Raw genomic sequence first — 15,971 nt, forward strand, 5'->3', positions numbered from 1 at the left:
TGAGGTTATTTCTAATAGTCTAAAAAACTTGTAAACTACATACGCAACTAATCATATAAATCCGCGCCACGACCGAAAGACGCAAGCTACGGTAAATTTTCAGTTTTAACGCCTCGAAACCGGCGAGTCTTTGGTCTATCGTCGCTCCAAATCTCATGTAAGGAGTCGGATATGACCGATCTATCGCCCGTTCTCGATCGCGCCGATCAGAACCTGCCTTCCAGCCTCGACAACCTCTTCGAACTGCTGCGCATCAAGTCCATCTCGACAGACCCGGACTACAAGGCGGAATGCCGCAAGGCGGCGGAGTGGCTGGTCACCTACCTGAACTCGCTGGGCTTCAAGGCTTCCGTGCGCGACACGCCCGGCCATCCGATGGTGGTCGCCCATCACGATGCCGGCAGCGCCGATGCGCCGCATGTGCTTTTCTACGGTCACTACGACGTACAGCCGGTCGATCCGATCGAACTCTGGGAAAACGATCCCTTTGCGCCTGCGATCAAGGACCTGGGCAATGGCCGCAAGATCCTGACCGGCCGCGGCACGTCCGACGACAAAGGTCAGCTGATGACCTTCGTCGAAGCCGTGCGCGCCTACAAGGAAACCAGGGGCGCGCTTCCGGTCCGCATCACCATCCTGTTCGAAGGCGAAGAGGAATCCGGTTCCCCGTCGCTGAAGCCCTTCCTCGAAACCAATGCCGCCGAGCTGAAGGCCGACTTCGCTCTCGTCTGCGACACCGGCATGTGGGACGGCGATACGCCGGCGATCTCCGCCGGCCTGCGCGGACTGGTGGGCGAGGAAATCGTCATCACCGCCGCCGACCGCGACCTGCATTCAGGCCTCTACGGCGGCGCCGCCGCCAACCCGATCCATATTCTGACCGATATCCTTGCCGGCTTGCATGACGAGACGGGACGCATAACCCTTGCCGGCTTCTACGACGGCGTCGAGGAAACGCCCGCCAACATCAAGGCTTCCTGGGAAACGCTCGGCATGACGGCCGAGAAATTCCTCGGCGACGTCGGCCTGTCTATCCCTTCGGGCGAAAAGGGCCGTTCGGTGATGGAACTCACCTGGGCGCGCCCGACGGCAGAGGTGAACGGCATCACGGGCGGCTATACCGGAGCCGGCTTCAAGACCGTGATCGCAGCCAAGGCCTCAGCCAAGGTTTCCTTCCGTCTCGTCGGCCAGCAGAACCCGCCGGCGATCCGCGAAAGCTTCCGCGCCTACGTGCGATCGAAAATCCCGGCCGATTGCTCGGTGGAATTCCACGAGCACGGCGGCTCGCCGGCCATCCAGCTTTCCTACGATTCGCCGTCGCTCACCAAGGCGAAGACGGCGCTCTCCGAGGAATGGCCGAAGCCTGCCATCGTCATTGGCATGGGCGGCTCGATCCCGATCGTCGGCGATTTCCAGCGGATGCTTGGCATGGAATCGCTGCTGATCGGCTTCGGCCTCTCCGACGACCGCATCCATTCGCCGAACGAGAAATACGAGCTGCGCTCCTATCACAAGGGCATCCGCTCCTGGGTCCGCATCTTGGATGCGCTGGCCCGCTAAGCAAGCAACGGGATGCGCGTCTTGCTTGCGCGCGTCCCGCAATCATCGCACCTCGACGGCAAGCGCTCCTCCTTCCGGGGGTCTCGCTGTCACGCCGCCTTCGCACAAAATCACTTCGATCGATGAGATGAGACATGGGAATCTGGATCGATACCGACATGGGCTTCGATGACATCGCCGCCATTCTGGTGGTCGCGCATTCGCATCTCGCCATCGACGGTGTTTCGCTGGTCAGCGGCAATGCGCCACTGTCCCATGTCCGGGCCAATGCGGCGAGCGCAGCTGCTGTCTTCGACTGGACATTTCCGATCCACACCGGCCGTGAGCTGCCCGTGCTTTGCAGGCTGGAAACGGCGCAGAGCATTCTCGGCCAGACGGGCATTCCAACGACAGGCCGAAGCCTGCCGCCTGCCGGCCCACTGCCGGAAAGCAGTGCCTTTGCCGCCCTCTGCGACTGGCTTTCCGACGGCAAGGGGCCGAAGCGCATCCTGGCCCTAGGGCCGCTCACCAACATCGCTGCGCTGGCGCTGGCACGACCGGATCTCGCCGATCGCATCGACGAGCTGACATGGATGGGCGGCGGCGTCACCGCGGGCAATCATACGGCGTCGGCGGAGTTCAACGCCTTTGCCGATCCGGAGGCGCTCGCCATCGTGCTGGCGCATGGCCTGCCGTTTCACATGGTCGATCTCGATATCTGCCGCAAGGTGCTGGCCGGGCCCGACGATGTCGCCCGCCTCCGAAAGATGGAAGGCGAAAAGGCGCAGCTGCTCGCAGATCTGCTGGAGGGTTACGTCAACATCGCCATCAGCCGCGGCAGACCGGCCATGGCAATCTACGACCCCACGGCCGCCGCCATTTTCGTCGAGCCGGGGATAGCAACCCTTCGGCATGCCCGCATCGATGCCGAATTGCACGGGCAGCATACGCGCGGGCGCACCGTCGTCGAAACGCGCGCCTCGCATGGGCAGTTCAACGCCCATTTCGCCGCCGAAATCGACGCGGAGAAAGCACGCCGGATCATATTCGACGCATTGCTTCGGGAAGCCGCGCTAGGCGCTGGGTGAGAAGCAGAGATCATCGATCCCTGCTTCCCATGCGCGCTAGCCTCGACCGAAGCTCTGCTTCACGAAACGCTTGATTTCCTCGCTTAGCTCGCGATCCTCGGGCGCTCCCATGAAGCCACCATGCGGCATGGCTTCGAAGACGTGAAGCTCGACGGGAATTTCCGCGCGGCGCAACAGGCGATGCATGCGCACGGCATTGGAGAGGAACAGATCCCGCGTGCCGCTTTGCAGGAATGTCGGCGGAAAACCCTTGGAGAAATCGCCGAAGAGCGGCGATAGATAGGGATGGGCGAGATCCGCTCCCTTCGCATAGAGCAGATTGTTCGGCATCAGCGACCCTGGGAGCACGACATCGACAAGCCGATTGACCTGAAAGCTGTCTCCTGATTCCGTGAGATCCAGTTCCGGCGACAAGAGAACCAGTGCCGCCGGCAGCGGCAAGCCTTCATCGCGCGCGCGCAATGTCATGGCAGCCGCAAGATTGCCGCCCGCCGAGCGCCCGCCGATAATGACATTCTCCGGCCTGTGTTTCGTCAGCACGTGGCGATAGACCGCCATGCAATCGTCCAGCGCTGCGGGATAAGGATGTTCCGGCGGCATCCGATAGTCTATCGCGTAGCAGCGGATGCCATGCTGGTCGGCCTGGTTTTGCGCCCCGGCGCGGCAGGCAGCTCCACCGCCCACGACCAGCGCCCCGCCGTGAAGATCGATGTAGGCGCAGTCTTCCGGGAAGGTGCCGTCCGGCGTCGCGATATGGACGGTGGCCTCGTCGATTTGCACCGTCTGCACGCTGGCGCGTGCTTGCGCCGCCATTCTTTCGGCTGCCGCCTGATAATAGACATCGGCAAAAGCCTTCAGCTTCATCCAGCCATCGAAATCGCTCACATCAGGCATGACATGCTGCGCATTCAAGGGGGTGCCGTCTTCACCGACCGCCCGACGCAGCGCCGCCCGCGCCTCCTCGCTGATCGAAGCCGGAAACGGCACCGTCCGCTCCGGCAGTTTCACTCCGTTGCACTTATCATCCATGATATCTCTCGGTAGTTTGCCGGCGAATGGACGCCGACGTCTTGATTGTTATGCGATCAGACCGCCAATTCCTGTTCGACCAATGTCGTCCAGAAGGCCACGCCCGAGGCGATCGCTTCGTCGTTGAAATCATAGGCGGTGTTGTGGTGCAAGGCGCCATCGACTGCCGGACCGTTGCCGAGCCAGACATAGCAGCCAGGGGCATTCTGGCCAAAAAATGAGAAATCGTCGCCGGCGGTCGACGGCGGAAAGCGGGTGAGCACGTTCTTGCCAAAGACCTCTGTCGCAGCCTTCAGCGCCCGCGCCGTGGCATCGGCATCGTTGACGACGGGCGGGATGCGGCGCTCGAACTGGTAGTCGACGGCCATGTTGAACATCGCAGCCGTACCATGCGCCAGGCGCCCGATCTCTTCTTCCAGCTGGTTGCGGACTTCAGGCGTATAGGCGCGTGCCGTGCCGCCGATCTCGACCGTATCGGGAATGACGTTCAGCGCCTTCGGATCGCCCGCCTGCAGCGAGCAGGCGCTGACGACGGCCGGCTGCAGCGGATCGACGACACGCCCGACGATGGTCTGCAGCGAAGACAGGAAGGTCGCCGCCGCCGTGATCGGGTCCTTGCCGAGATGCGGCTTGGCACCATGCGTGCCGGTGCCGCGGAAGGTGATGCGCCAGCTGTCCGACGAGGCAAGCTGCGGCCCCTCGACGACAGCCATCTCGTCGATCGCAAGGCCGGGCATATTGTGCAGGCCGTAAACGGCATCGCAGGGGAAGAGATCGAAGAGACCTTCCTCCACCATGCGCTTCGCACCGCCACGACCTTCCTCTGCCGGCTGGAAGATGAAGTGAACCGTGCCGGAAAAGCCGCGCTTGGCGGCGAGCTGGCGGGCGGCGCCAATCAGCATCGTGGTATGACCGTCATGCCCGCAGGCGTGCATCTTGCCGGGGATGGTGGATTTATAGGGACGATTGGCCTTTTCGGGCATGGCGAGCGCATCCATGTCGGCGCGAAGGCCGATACGGCGCGTGCCGTTGCCGACCTGCAGCGTTCCCACAACACCGGTCTTGCCGAGGCCGCGATGCACCGTCAGCCCAGCCTCTTCCAGCAGAGTGGCGACGATGCCGCTGGTGCGCTCCTCCTCGAAGCCCAGTTCGGGGTGGGCATGGAGGTTGTGGCGAAGCGACGTGAGAAAGGGGAGATCCGGCTCGATCTCATCGGGAAAAGACATGGGCATTCCTTCGGCTCGGGGCACGATGATGGCGTGCCCTATCTTCCCCAAAGCCGTGCCTGCTTCAACCCAAATGACGCTCAGGCATCGAGCTTGTTGAAGACATGTGCCTTTCCGATGACGGTCACGGAAACCATGCTGCCGATCTCGGGCAGGCCGACGCCGGAGCTCTTGATGTTCAACGTCTCCGAGCCGTTTGCATTGGAGAGCACCACAGTCACCGTGCAGACGGCGCCGCCGAACTCGATTTCGGTCACCTTGCCGATGCAGGCGGCACCCGCATCATCGACAGAGCCCAGGCGCAATTGCTCCGGCCGCAACATGATCTCGGTGCGACCCTGCCGGCGTTCGGCATCGACCGGAATATGGCCGAGATTGCATTTGGCAGATCCCTTGTCGAGATCAGCCGACAGGACAATGGCGTCGCCGAGGAAGAGCGCAGTTTCGCGATCCCTGGGGCTGAGATAGAGGGCTTGCGGCGTCCCCGCCTGTATGAGCTTGCCCTCGCGCAGAACGGCAACCTGATCGGCGAAAGACAGAGCTTCCGTCTGGTCGTGCGTCACCAGAACCGCCGTGATGCCGGCGATCTGCAGCACGCGCGCGACAGCCTTTCGCATGTTTTCGCGAAGGCCGGTATCGAGGGCGGAAAATGGCTCGTCGAGAAGCATCAATCGCGGCTTGCGGCCAAGCGCCCGTGCCAGCGCAACACGCTGCTGCTGGCCACCGGAGAGCTGATGTGGGCGGCGATCGAGCATGCCGCGGTCCAATTCGACCATGTCGATGAGGGCATTGATGCGCTGGTCGCGGTCGCGCGCGCCGCGCTCCATGCCAAAACCGATATTCTCCGATACGCTCAGATGCGGAAACAGCGCACCGTCCTGCGAGACGATGCCGATGCCGCGGCGGTGCGCCGGCACGATGGCCTCACCATCCGCCAGGGTCTCGCCCTGCAGCACCACCTGGCCCGCATCGGGAACCTCGAAGCCGGCGATGATGCGCAGCAGCGTCGTCTTGCCGGAGCCGGACGGGCCGACGATGGCCGTGCGGCTACCGGCGGCGACCGTAAGGTCGATATTGTCGAGCGCATGCACGGGGCCGTAGCGCTTGCTGATGTTCTTGATCGCCAGAAAGGTCATTGTCCGGCCGTCCGCTTGGATTGCACGTAAAGGAGAAGGGTGAGCGGCAGCGACAGGACCACCATCATGAAGGCGTAGGGTGCCGCCGAAACATAGTCAATCTCGCTGGTCAGAGACCAGAATTTCGTCGCCAGCGTTTCCGTGCCAATGGGGGAAAGCATCAGCGTCGCCGTCAGCTCGTTGGTGATGCCGAGCGCGACGAGCGCGACACTGGCGGCAAAGCCAGGGGCGGCAAGCCGCATGGTGATCTGCCGCACGGCCTGTGCCGGCGTGCGGCCGAGCGCCATGGCGGCGCGTTCGAGCTCGACCGGCGCCTGGGCGATGCTGGCGCGCAGACCGACCATGGCGCGCGGCAGGAACAGGAGGACATAGGCAAGCAGCAGCGTCACAAAGGTCTGGTAGAGCGGCAGGATCAGCCGCACGGTAATCGACACCAGGGCCAAAGCGACAACGACGCCCGGCAGCGAGCCGACATAATAATGGCAGGCCTCGAGAATGCGTTGCAGCCGGCCCGGCGCACGCACCGACAGCCACGCCATGGGGGTCGCGGCAATGGTGGCGAGGAGGCCGCCGGCAATCGCGAGAAGAATGGTCTGCAGCAGGGCGGAGCCGACCGTATCGATCCTCCAGACGCCCGCGCCGCCGAGATAGAGCCAGCGCGCCAGGGTGACGAAGGGAATACCGAGCGTCAACACAGCCGTGACGACCGGCAGCGCAATCGCGGGACCGACGAACCAGCCGAGGCGGCGGCGATCAGTCGGGCGCGCGGCACCGGAGCCGATACGGGCGTAACGTTCATTGCCGCGCACCAGAATCTCTATGCCGAGCAGCAGGAGGCAGCAGAAGACGAGCACACCGCCGAGCATGTTGGCCGCCGGGCTGTTATAGGCCGACTGGAACTGGTCGACGATGGCGGTCGAGAAGGTATCGAAACGGATCATCACGTAGAGACCGTATTCCGCCAGGAGATGCAGGCCGATCAGCAGCGAGCCGCCGCAGATTGCAAGGCGAAGCTGCGGCAGGATTGCGCGAAAGAAGACGCGCCAGGGGCCAAGACCAAGCGAGGCGGCCGCATCCTCGATTGCCGGATCGAGCCGGCGCAGGGCGGCGGCGACGGGCAGATAGAGGAAGGGAAAATAGGCAAGCACGGACACGAGTACGCCGCTCCAGAGCCCGTGCATGCTCGGCACGAGGCTGACCCAGGCGTAGCTGTGCACGAAGGCGGGCACGGCCAGCGGCGCAGCTGCCAGCCACGACCAGAGGCGGGCGCCGGGGATATCGGTCCGCTCCGTCAACCACGCCATCGTGACCGCAAGCACGATACACAAGGGGATGGTGCAGACTTCGAGCAGGACCGTGTTGACGAGCAGCTCGCCGACACGGTTGCGGAAGATCAGGGCGATGACCTCAGCCCAGCCTGTATCGATCGTGACCCAGGCTATGAAACCAAGCGGCACAAGGCTCAGGAGCGCAACGATGGACGCAAGGGCGACGACGGAACCATGGCGGACGCGGCTGCGGGGAGCAGCCGTCAACGGGGGCATTCGCATGGCGGCAGGCTCGCCGGCATATGTGTTCTTCTGCAGCAAATCCGAGCTGCCTTTCACGCCCTGAAATAGGAAGGCAACCGCCGCTTGCGGCGATTGCCCGTTCGATCAGCCTAAAGGCCATCCCTATGCCCCTAGCAGGGCATAGGACAATGATGCAAGTGCCAAGCCCGTCCCAAAGCGCTCCAAACGCGCCGCAGCACGGGCTTTTGGCTTAGATGAGCCCGGCTTCCGTCATCAGGTCTGTGACCTTCTTGCTGTTCAGCTTCGAAGGCTCGACCTTCGGTGCCTGCAGCTCGGAGATCGGCACCAGCTTCGAATTGGAAGCTTCGCCGTTGCCAACGGCATATTCATAGGAATCGCCATCACGCAGAACGGCCTGGCCACCCTTGCCGGTAATCCACTTCAGGAAAGCCTGCGCTTCCTTCTGATGCTGGCTGGAGGCCAGAACGCCACCGCCGGAGATGCTGACGAACGCGCCCGGGTCCTGGTTCTTGAAGTAATGCAGCGAAACATTCTTGCTGTTTTCGCCGGTCTTGGCCTGATCGCCGAACCAGTAGTAGTGATAGATCAGCGCGCCTTCGATCTCGCCGGCGTTTACTGCCTTCATGGCAACGCTGTTGCCCTTGTAGAAGCTGGCATTTTCCTTCATCGCCTTCAGCCAGGCGCGGGTTGCGTCCTCGCCCTTCAGCTCAAGGAAGGCGCTGACGATCGCCTGGAAGTCGGCGCCGGCGGGCGAAGCGCCCCAGCGGCCTTTCCACTTGGGATCGGCGAGATCGAGCATCGACTTCGGCAGATCGGCTTCCTTCAGCTTGGTCTTGTCATAGGCGAAAACCGTGGAGCGGGCGGCAACGCCGATCCAGTTGCCATCGGCGGCCTTGAAGGTTTCCGGCACCTGGGCGAGCGTCGCGGCATCGACCGGCGAGAAGAGCTTGTTGGCATCGACCAGCGTCATGCCCGGAGAATTTTCCGTCAGATAGACGTCGGCCGGAGACGCGGCACCTTCCTGGATGATCTGGTTGGCGAACTGCATGTCGCTGCCGTTGCGGATGGTGACCTTGATGCCGGTTTCCTTGGTGAAGCCATCCGCCCATGCCTGCGTCAGCGCCTCATGCTGGGCGTTGTAGACGACGATGCCCTCGGAATCGGCGGCGTTCGCCATCATCGGAGCAACGGCGAGGCCTGCGGCCAGCGCCAGCGCACTGGTGAGATGAGAAAAGGAAAAAGTCATAAAGTCCTCTCGCTTGAAAGCCACCGCTACCGGCAGCGATGCGATAGCCTATATTTTTCCTGAGCGTTTTTTTCAAGTTTGCGCTCTGATGCTCTTATCACAAAAGTTTGAGAATAGAGTCAAGATTTCGCCGCGATCTCCGCGGCGAGGTCGAGCCAGGCGCGGCCGGCATGCGACAGATAGCCGCCGCGCCGCCAGATCCAGGCCATATGCCACTCCATTCCCGGCTCGATGACAAGCGCATGGCGGACGCCCGGGCGCTGGCGCTGCTCGGCGATCAGCCGTGGCAGGAAGCCAACCCCGAGGCCTGCGGCAACCAGTTCTACGATGAAATTGATCTGGCTGGAGCGGGCAGCGATATCAGGAGCGAAGCCGGCGCTGCGACAGGCATCCAGAATGATGCCGTTCAACGCAAAGCCGGTTTCGAACAGAAGGAAGGAATTGCCCTTGAGCGCCGCGAGCGGCACCGCCTCTTGCCCCGCGAGAGGATGAGACGATGGCAACAGAACATGCATGGGCTCACAGCGCACGCTTTGCCATTCGAAGGCGTCGGGCGTCGGCAAAAGCGAGGCGCCGAGATCGACCTCGTCGGCGAGCACCATTTCCTCCAGCCGCTTCGCTCCCTGCTCCACCAGCCTGATCTCGATACCGGGATAGCGATTGCGGAAGACGGCGAAGACCGGTGCGAACAAAGCGTCATTGCCGATCGGCGGCAGGCCGAGACGCAGAGTACCGCGCGCCAAACCCCGCAGCTCCGCCAGCTCGGCCAGCAGATCGTCGCGTCCGGCGAGGATCGTGATCGCCCGGCGATAGACCACCTCGCCGGCATCCGTCAGCGTCGTGCGATGACCAATGCGATGGAGCAGCGGCAGACCGAGCTCGTCCTCCAGCTGACGAACCGCCTTGCTGACCGCGGATTGCGTGGTGAAGACCACCTTGGCGGCTTCCGAAAAGCCGCCCTGGCGCACCACCTCGACAAAAGCTCGCAACGTCCGAAGTTCCATCTCTATTCCATACAGGACTGAATTTTATGAAATCAATTCATTTTTCTCATGAGATGGAAGAGCCTATTTTCAGGCCATCCAATTTTTCTCGAGTTTCTCCATGCGTGTCGACCTACAAAACCATTCCAAACTGTGCCGATTGGCCCAGATCCTCCTGCTGCTCGGCTTCTGGCAGGCGGGCGAGGCCATCGTGCGCCTGACGCATCTGCCGATACCGGGCGCCATTGCCGGTATGCTGCTGGTGCTGGCGTTGTTTGCGAGCGGCAGGGTCAGCCTGACGAGCATGAAGCGCGGCGCGGAATGGTTTCTCGCCGAGATGCTGCTGTTTTTCGTGCCGGCGGTGCTGGCGCTGCTCGATCATGGCGAATTCATCGGCATCGTCGGGCTGAAGATACTTGCGGTCATTTTTGCCGGGACCGTCATCGTCATGGGCGTGACGGCGATAGCGATAGACATCGGCTTCCGCCTGATGATGCGTCAGGGAGCATCCAGTCATGCCCACAGTTGAAACCTTCGCATCCGGCCTGTTCTGGCCTATGGCGACGATCGGCCTCTACTACGTGTCAAAGGCGCTCTACCGCCGTTGGCCTTCGCTCTGGCTCTCGCCGCTGGTGGCGGTGCCCGCAGTCCTGATCGCCATCGCCCTCATGCTGCACGCCAATTATCAGGACTACATGCATGACAGCCGCTGGCTGCTTGCCCTGCTCGGCCCCGCGACAGTCGCCTTTGCCGTGCCGATTTATGAGCAGCGTGACCTCATCAAGCGCTATTGGCCGGTCCTGCTGTTCGGCGTGACGGTCGGCAGCACGACGGCGATGGTGTCCGCCTGGGGCCTTGCCGGTCTCCTCGGCCTCGACGAGAGCCTGCAGCTCAGCCTGATGCCACGCTCGATCAGCACGCCCTTCGCGATGGTTGTTTCGGGCGATATCGGCGGCACACCCAATCTCACCGCCGTTTTCGTCGTCATCACCGGCCTATTCGGCGCCGTTGTCGGGCAGATCCTGCTGCGGCTGCTACCCTTGCAATCCGGCATGGCGCGCGGCGCGCTCTACGGCATGGGCGCTCACGGCATCGGCGTCGCGAAAGCCCACGAGATCGGCCGCGAAGAGGGATCGATCGCCGGTCTGGTCATGGTGCTGGTGGGGATGACGAATGTCCTGGCGGCGCCGCTGATCGCCTGGTTCATGCATGCAGCCTGAACAAAAAGGGCCGCGGCGCTTTCGTGCCGCGGCCCTTTTCAATTCGATGGTGCGTCTCAGTTGTCGCGCGTTTCCAGCGTCTTGCTGAAGAAGATCGCGACCAGGGTGCAGACGACGCCCGACAGCAGATAGAGGCTGGTATAGACGAGGCCGAACTGGCTGGAGAGGGCTAGCGCCACGAAGGGCGCGAAGCCGGCACCGATCAGCCAGGACAGATCCGACACGAGAGCCGAGCCGCTGTAGCGATAGTTCTGGCTGAAGCGCGAGGCGCTGGCGCCGGCCGCCTGACCGAAGGAAAGGCCGAGCAGCGTGAAGCCGACAACCACATAGATGTGGCGGCCGGTCGCGCCGCCATCGAGCAGCCAGGGCGCAACGAAGGCGAAGCAGGCGATCAGCACGGCGCCGATGGCGAGCTGATTGCGGCGGCCTATCCGGTCGGCGAGCATGCCGGAACAGATGATGGCAAGGATGCCGCAGATCGCGCCGATGAATTCCACCAGCAGGAACGAACCGGGCGTCTGCTCGCTATAGAGCGTGACCCAGCCGAGCGGGAAGACCGTAACCAGGTGGAACGTCGCAAAGCTTGCGAGCGGCACGAAGGCGCCGATCAGGACGTCGCGACCATGCACGCGCAGCAGTTCCGTCATCTTGACGGGTTCGAGCTCGTGGCGTTCCAGCAGCGTGCCGAATTCTTCGGTCGCCACTAGACGCAGACGGGCAAAGAGCGCGACGACGTTGACGGCAAAGGCGCAGAAGAAGGGATAGCGCCAGCCCCAGTCCAGGAAGTCAGCCGTCGTGAGGCTCGTGACGAAATAGGCAAACAGCGCGCTTGCCAGCATGAAGCCGATAGGGGCACCGAGCTGCGGGATCATCGCATACCAGCCGCGATGGTTGGTGGGAGCGTTCAGCGCGAGCAGCGATGCCAGACCATCCCAGGCGCCGCCGAGCGCAAGGCCCTGACCGATGCGGAAGATGGCAAGCAGGATGATCGCGTAGACGCCGACTTCCGAATAGCCGGGCAGGAAGCTCATCGCGGCGGTCGAGCCGCCAAGCAGGAACAGCGCGATCGTCAGCTTCACCCCACGCCCGTACCGGCGGTCGACCGCCATGAAGATGAACGAGCCGATGGGGCGGGCGATGAATGCCAGCGAGAAAACCAGGAAGGACAACAACGTGCCATGCAGCGGATCGGCGAAGGGGAAGATCAGCTTCGGGAAGACCAGCACCGATGCGATGGCATAGACGAAGAAATCAAAGAATTCGGACGTGCGACCAATGATCACGCCGATGGCGATATTGCCGGCGGCGACGGAGCCGCCCGCATGCATGCTGCGGGCATCACTTTCGAGAGTTGAAGACGTTGGATTTAGTGTTTCATGCGTAACGCTGACCATGCGCGGGAGCCTCCCTCTCCGATCACGAATTCCTCCACGAATTCGTGCATAATGAAAATGTCGATCAAACGTGCGAACATATCAAGTATCGAGCATGAAATAATTCGTAAATTAGCAATCAAATCTGGCCAGCACGACCTTTGACGCCGCATTCCGGATAAAGCAGGAACCGCGACCCGTAGCCATTTGTTCCGATCCAGGTATATTAACCGCGGCAAAAGCGAATGGCTTATGGAAAACCTTCTGGATTTATGAGGGTTTTCCCGATACGTGGGACGGCATTTCATACCGCATTGCACCCTCCCTTGCTGCGGTGCGACGAAACACCTCATATCGTTCATGACCTCCGTCCTTTAGTCGCGGTAGGGTCGAAACAAAAAGAGCTTGAAACGTGCCAAGACTATCGAAGATTTTCAGCCGTTTATCCGCTATCCCACTGTTTTTGCTGCTATCAGGCTGCAACTTGGTGGTCATGGCTCCTTCCGGCGATATCGCCATGCAGCAGCGAGACCTCATCATCATCTCGGTCGTGCTGATGCTGATCATCATCATCCCGGTGATCTTCCTGACGCTGTATTTCGCCTGGAAATATCGCCAGTCGAACAAAGAAGCGACATACGAGCCGGAATGGCATCATTCGACGCGTCTTGAGCTGGTCATCTGGTCCGCTCCGCTTGCCATCATCATTGCGCTCGGTGCGGTCACCTGGATCAGCACCCACCAGCTCGATCCTTACCGCCCGCTCGACCGCATCGCCGCCGACAAGCCGCTCAGCGCCGACGTGAAGCCACTGACGGTGGAAGTTGTCGCGCTCGACTGGAAATGGCTGTTCTTCTATCCGGAATACGGCATCGCCACGGTCAACGAGATGGCCGCCCCGGTCGACCGGCCGATCAATTTCAAGATCACCGCTTCCTCGGTGATGAATTCCTTCTTCATCCCGGCGCTGGCTGGCCAGATCTACGCCATGCCGGGCATGGAAACGAAGCTGCACGCCGTCATCAACCATCCCGGCGAATTCCAGGGCCTGTCCGCCAACTATAGCGGCGCCGGCTTCTCGAACATGCGCTTCAAGTTCCACGGTTTGGATCAGGCCGGTTTCGATCAATGGGTCCAGAAGGCGAAAAGCCAGGGCACCGCACTCGGCCGCCCGGAATACATGGCGCTTGCCAAGCCGAGCGAACGTAATCCGGTGCAATATTTCAATGCCGTCGACGACGGGCTCTACAACGCCATCCTCAACATGTGCGCCGATCCGAGCAAGATGTGCATGAGCGAAATGATGCACATCGACGCCAAGGGCGGCGCCGGCAAGGAGAGCCACGAAAACCGCGAGCGCCTGATCTACGACAACCGCGACGGCAACTCAGCCGACGTCACGCCGGTCAAGGCTGACGGCGGCGCCCACACCATGCAGCATGGCGACAGCTCGATGCCGGGCATGGGTTCCATGCAAGGCATGGATATGGGCAATGGCACTTCTTCCGATTCGTCGACCGGTTCGGCGCAGCACCAGGGTCACTGATCCGGTGCGCTCAATAACAAGACATTCATAAGGGACAGAGGCAATCCATGTTTTCCAACCCGGACCTCTACAAATTCATCTTCGGCCGGCTGACGCTTGAGTCGATCCCGTATCACGAGCCTATCCTCGTCGTGACCTTCATCGGCGTCGCCATCGGCGGCATCGCCGTTCTCGGCCTGCTGACCTACTTCCGCCTCTGGGGCTACCTCTGGACGGAATGGTTCACCAGCATCGACCACAAGAAGATCGGCATCATGTATGTCGTGCTGGCGCTGATCATGCTGCTGCGTGGCTTCTCCGACGCGCTGCTGATGCGCCTGCAACAGGCGATCGCCTTCAACGGTTCCGAAGGCTATCTGCCGCCGCATCACTACGACCAGATCTTCACCGCCCACGGCGTCATCATGATCTTCTTCGTGGCGATGCCTTTCGTCACCGGCCTGATGAACCTTGTCGTGCCGCTGCAGATCGGCGCGCGTGACGTGTCCTTTCCGTTCCTCAACAACTTCTCGTTCTGGATGACGACGGCTGGCGCGATCGTGATCATGATCTCGCTCTTCATCGGCGAGTTCGCCAAGACCGGCTGGCTGGCCTATCCGCCGCTTTCCGGCATCGCTTACAGTCCCGACGTCGGCGTCGACTACTATATCTGGGGCCTGCAGGTCGCGGGTATCGGAACGACGCTCTCAGGCATCAACCTGATCGCCACCATCGTCAAGATGCGCGCGCCGGGCATGACCTTCATGAAGATGCCCGTCTTCACCTGGACGTCGCTCTGCACCAACATCCTGATCGTCGCCTCCTTCCCGATCCTGACCGCCACGCTCGCCCTGCTGACGCTCGACCGCTACGCCGGTACGAACTTCTTCACGAACGACCTCGGCGGCAATCCGATGATGTATGTCAACCTCATCTGGATCTGGGGCCACCCGGAAGTCTACATCCTGATCCTGCCGGCCTTCGGCGTCTTCTCGGAAGTCGTCGCCACCTTCTGCGGCAAGCGCCTCTTCGGCTACGCCTCGATGGTTTACGCCACCTGCGTGATCATGATCCTCTCCTACCTCGTCTGGCTGCACCACTTCTTCACGATGGGCTCGGGCGCCAGCGTTAACTCCTTCTTCGGCATCACGACGATGATCATCTCGATCCCGACGGGTGCGAAACTCTTCAACTGGCTGTTCACGATGTATCACGGCCGCATCCGCTACGAAGTGCCGATGCTGTGGACCGTCGGCTTCATGGTGACCTTCACCATCGGCGGCATGACCGGCGTCATGCTGGCAATCCCGCCGGCCGACTTCGTGCTGCACAACTCGCTGTTCCTGATCGCCCACTTCCATAACGTGATCATCGGCGGCGTGCTCTTCGGCATGTTCGCGGGCGTCAACTACTGGTTCCCGAAGGCCTTCGGCTTCAAGCTCGACCCGTTCTGGGGCAAGATGAGCTTCTGGTTCTGGCAGATCGGCTTCTGGTTCGCCTTCATGCCGCTCTACATCCTCGGCCTGATGGGCGTCACCCGCCGCGTCAGCCAGTTCGACGATCCGTCGCTGCAGATCTGGTTCATCATCGCCGCCTTCGGCGCCGGCCTGATCGCCATCGGCATCGCCTGCTTCCTCATCCAGCTCGCCGTCAGCTTCATGAAGCGCGAAGAGCTCCGCGACCACACCGGCGACCCCTGGAACGGCCGTACGCTGGAATGGTCCACCTCGTCGCCGCCGCCGGCCTACAACTTCGCCTTCACGCCGATCGTCTACGATCATGACGCGTGGTGGGACATGAAGAACCGTGGCTACAAGCGTCCGACGGAAGGCTTCATCCCGATCCACATGCCGAAGAACACCGGCACGGGCATCATCCTCGGCGTTCTCTCGATCGGCTTCGCATTCGGGATGATCTGGTACATCTGGTGGCTCGCCGCCATCACCTTCGTCGCGATGCTCGTCGTTACGATCGGCCATACCTTCAACTACAAGCGCGACTACCACATTCCCGCCGAGGAAGTCGTGAAGACCGAGAACGAGCGTACGAAGCAGCTCGCAGGACAGGTGTAAGA

General features: G+C 61.9%; 13 protein-coding genes. 6 read left to right on the plus strand and 7 right to left on the minus strand.

Annotated features, from left to right (window positions below):
• Positions 1 to 171 precede the first annotated feature (171 nt).
• Positions 172 to 1,560 (plus strand): M20/M25/M40 family metallo-hydrolase, encoded by a 1,389-nt coding sequence (locus BJ928_RS07275; protein WP_047634854.1) that lies wholly within the window; start codon positions 172 to 174, stop codon positions 1,558 to 1,560.
• A gap of 134 nt (positions 1,561 to 1,694) precedes the next feature.
• Complete coding sequence (locus BJ928_RS07280; protein ID WP_047634853.1) at positions 1,695 to 2,627, plus strand: nucleoside hydrolase; 933 nt, start codon at positions 1,695 to 1,697, stop codon at positions 2,625 to 2,627.
• A gap of 36 nt (positions 2,628 to 2,663) precedes the next feature.
• Here the strand turns inward: BJ928_RS07280 and BJ928_RS07285 are convergent, their stop codons facing one another.
• The 6 genes from BJ928_RS07285 to BJ928_RS07310 form a co-directional block, all read right to left on the minus strand.
• Positions 2,664 to 3,656 (minus strand): alpha/beta hydrolase, encoded by a 993-nt coding sequence (locus BJ928_RS07285; protein WP_047634852.1) that lies wholly within the window; start codon positions 3,654 to 3,656, stop codon positions 2,664 to 2,666.
• Between the two features lie 56 nt (positions 3,657 to 3,712).
• The gene (locus BJ928_RS07290) at positions 3,713 to 4,882 is read right to left on the minus strand and encodes a M20 aminoacylase family protein (protein WP_047634850.1); all 1,170 of its coding nucleotides are present in this window, start codon (positions 4,880 to 4,882) and stop codon (positions 3,713 to 3,715) included.
• Positions 4,883 to 4,962: 80 nt separating this feature from the next.
• Positions 4,963 to 6,018, minus strand: coding sequence for an ABC transporter ATP-binding protein (locus BJ928_RS07295; RefSeq protein WP_047634849.1), 1,056 nt, complete (start codon positions 6,016 to 6,018; stop codon positions 4,963 to 4,965).
• Positions 6,015 to 7,568 (minus strand): iron ABC transporter permease, encoded by a 1,554-nt coding sequence (locus BJ928_RS07300; protein WP_245432247.1) that lies wholly within the window; start codon positions 7,566 to 7,568, stop codon positions 6,015 to 6,017. The genes BJ928_RS07295 and BJ928_RS07300 overlap by 4 nt, the downstream gene beginning before the upstream one ends.
• A gap of 211 nt (positions 7,569 to 7,779) precedes the next feature.
• Positions 7,780 to 8,796, minus strand: a complete 1,017-nt coding sequence (locus tag BJ928_RS07305; protein ID WP_047635019.1) for an iron ABC transporter substrate-binding protein — start codon at positions 8,794 to 8,796, stop codon at positions 7,780 to 7,782.
• A 119-nt stretch (positions 8,797 to 8,915) separates the two neighbouring features.
• Positions 8,916 to 9,800: a LysR family transcriptional regulator gene (locus BJ928_RS07310; protein WP_047634847.1), complete on the minus strand. Its 885-nt coding sequence runs from the start codon at positions 9,798 to 9,800 to the stop codon at positions 8,916 to 8,918.
• A 100-nt stretch (positions 9,801 to 9,900) separates the two neighbouring features.
• On the opposite strand from BJ928_RS07310, the gene BJ928_RS07315 reads away from it, so the two are divergent.
• A complete protein-coding gene (locus tag BJ928_RS07315) occupies positions 9,901 to 10,308 on the plus strand; it encodes a CidA/LrgA family protein (protein ID WP_047634846.1) in 408 nt (135 codons plus the stop codon).
• A complete protein-coding gene (locus BJ928_RS07320; protein ID WP_047634845.1) occupies positions 10,295 to 10,999 on the plus strand; it encodes an LrgB family protein in 705 nt (234 codons plus the stop codon). Before BJ928_RS07315 ends, BJ928_RS07320 begins: the two co-directional genes overlap by 14 nt.
• Before the next feature lie 56 nt (positions 11,000 to 11,055).
• Here the strand turns inward: BJ928_RS07320 and BJ928_RS07325 are convergent, their stop codons facing one another.
• Positions 11,056 to 12,393, minus strand: a complete 1,338-nt coding sequence (locus tag BJ928_RS07325) for an MFS transporter (protein ID WP_047634844.1) — start codon at positions 12,391 to 12,393, stop codon at positions 11,056 to 11,058.
• Positions 12,394 to 12,784: 391 nt separating this feature from the next.
• On the opposite strand from BJ928_RS07325, the gene cyoA reads away from it, so the two are divergent.
• Positions 12,785 to 13,918: a ubiquinol oxidase subunit II gene (gene cyoA, locus BJ928_RS07330; RefSeq protein WP_047634843.1), complete on the plus strand. Its 1,134-nt coding sequence runs from the start codon at positions 12,785 to 12,787 to the stop codon at positions 13,916 to 13,918.
• 47 nt (positions 13,919 to 13,965) lie between these two features.
• Positions 13,966 to 15,969, plus strand: coding sequence for a cytochrome o ubiquinol oxidase subunit I (cyoB, locus tag BJ928_RS07335; RefSeq protein ID WP_047634842.1), 2,004 nt, complete (start codon positions 13,966 to 13,968; stop codon positions 15,967 to 15,969).
• Positions 15,970 to 15,971: the final 2 nt, after the last annotated feature.

It is taken from the genome of Rhizobium sp. WW_1 (assembly GCF_003610155.1).
Classification (GTDB): domain Bacteria; phylum Pseudomonadota; class Alphaproteobacteria; order Rhizobiales; family Rhizobiaceae; genus Rhizobium; species Rhizobium tropici_A.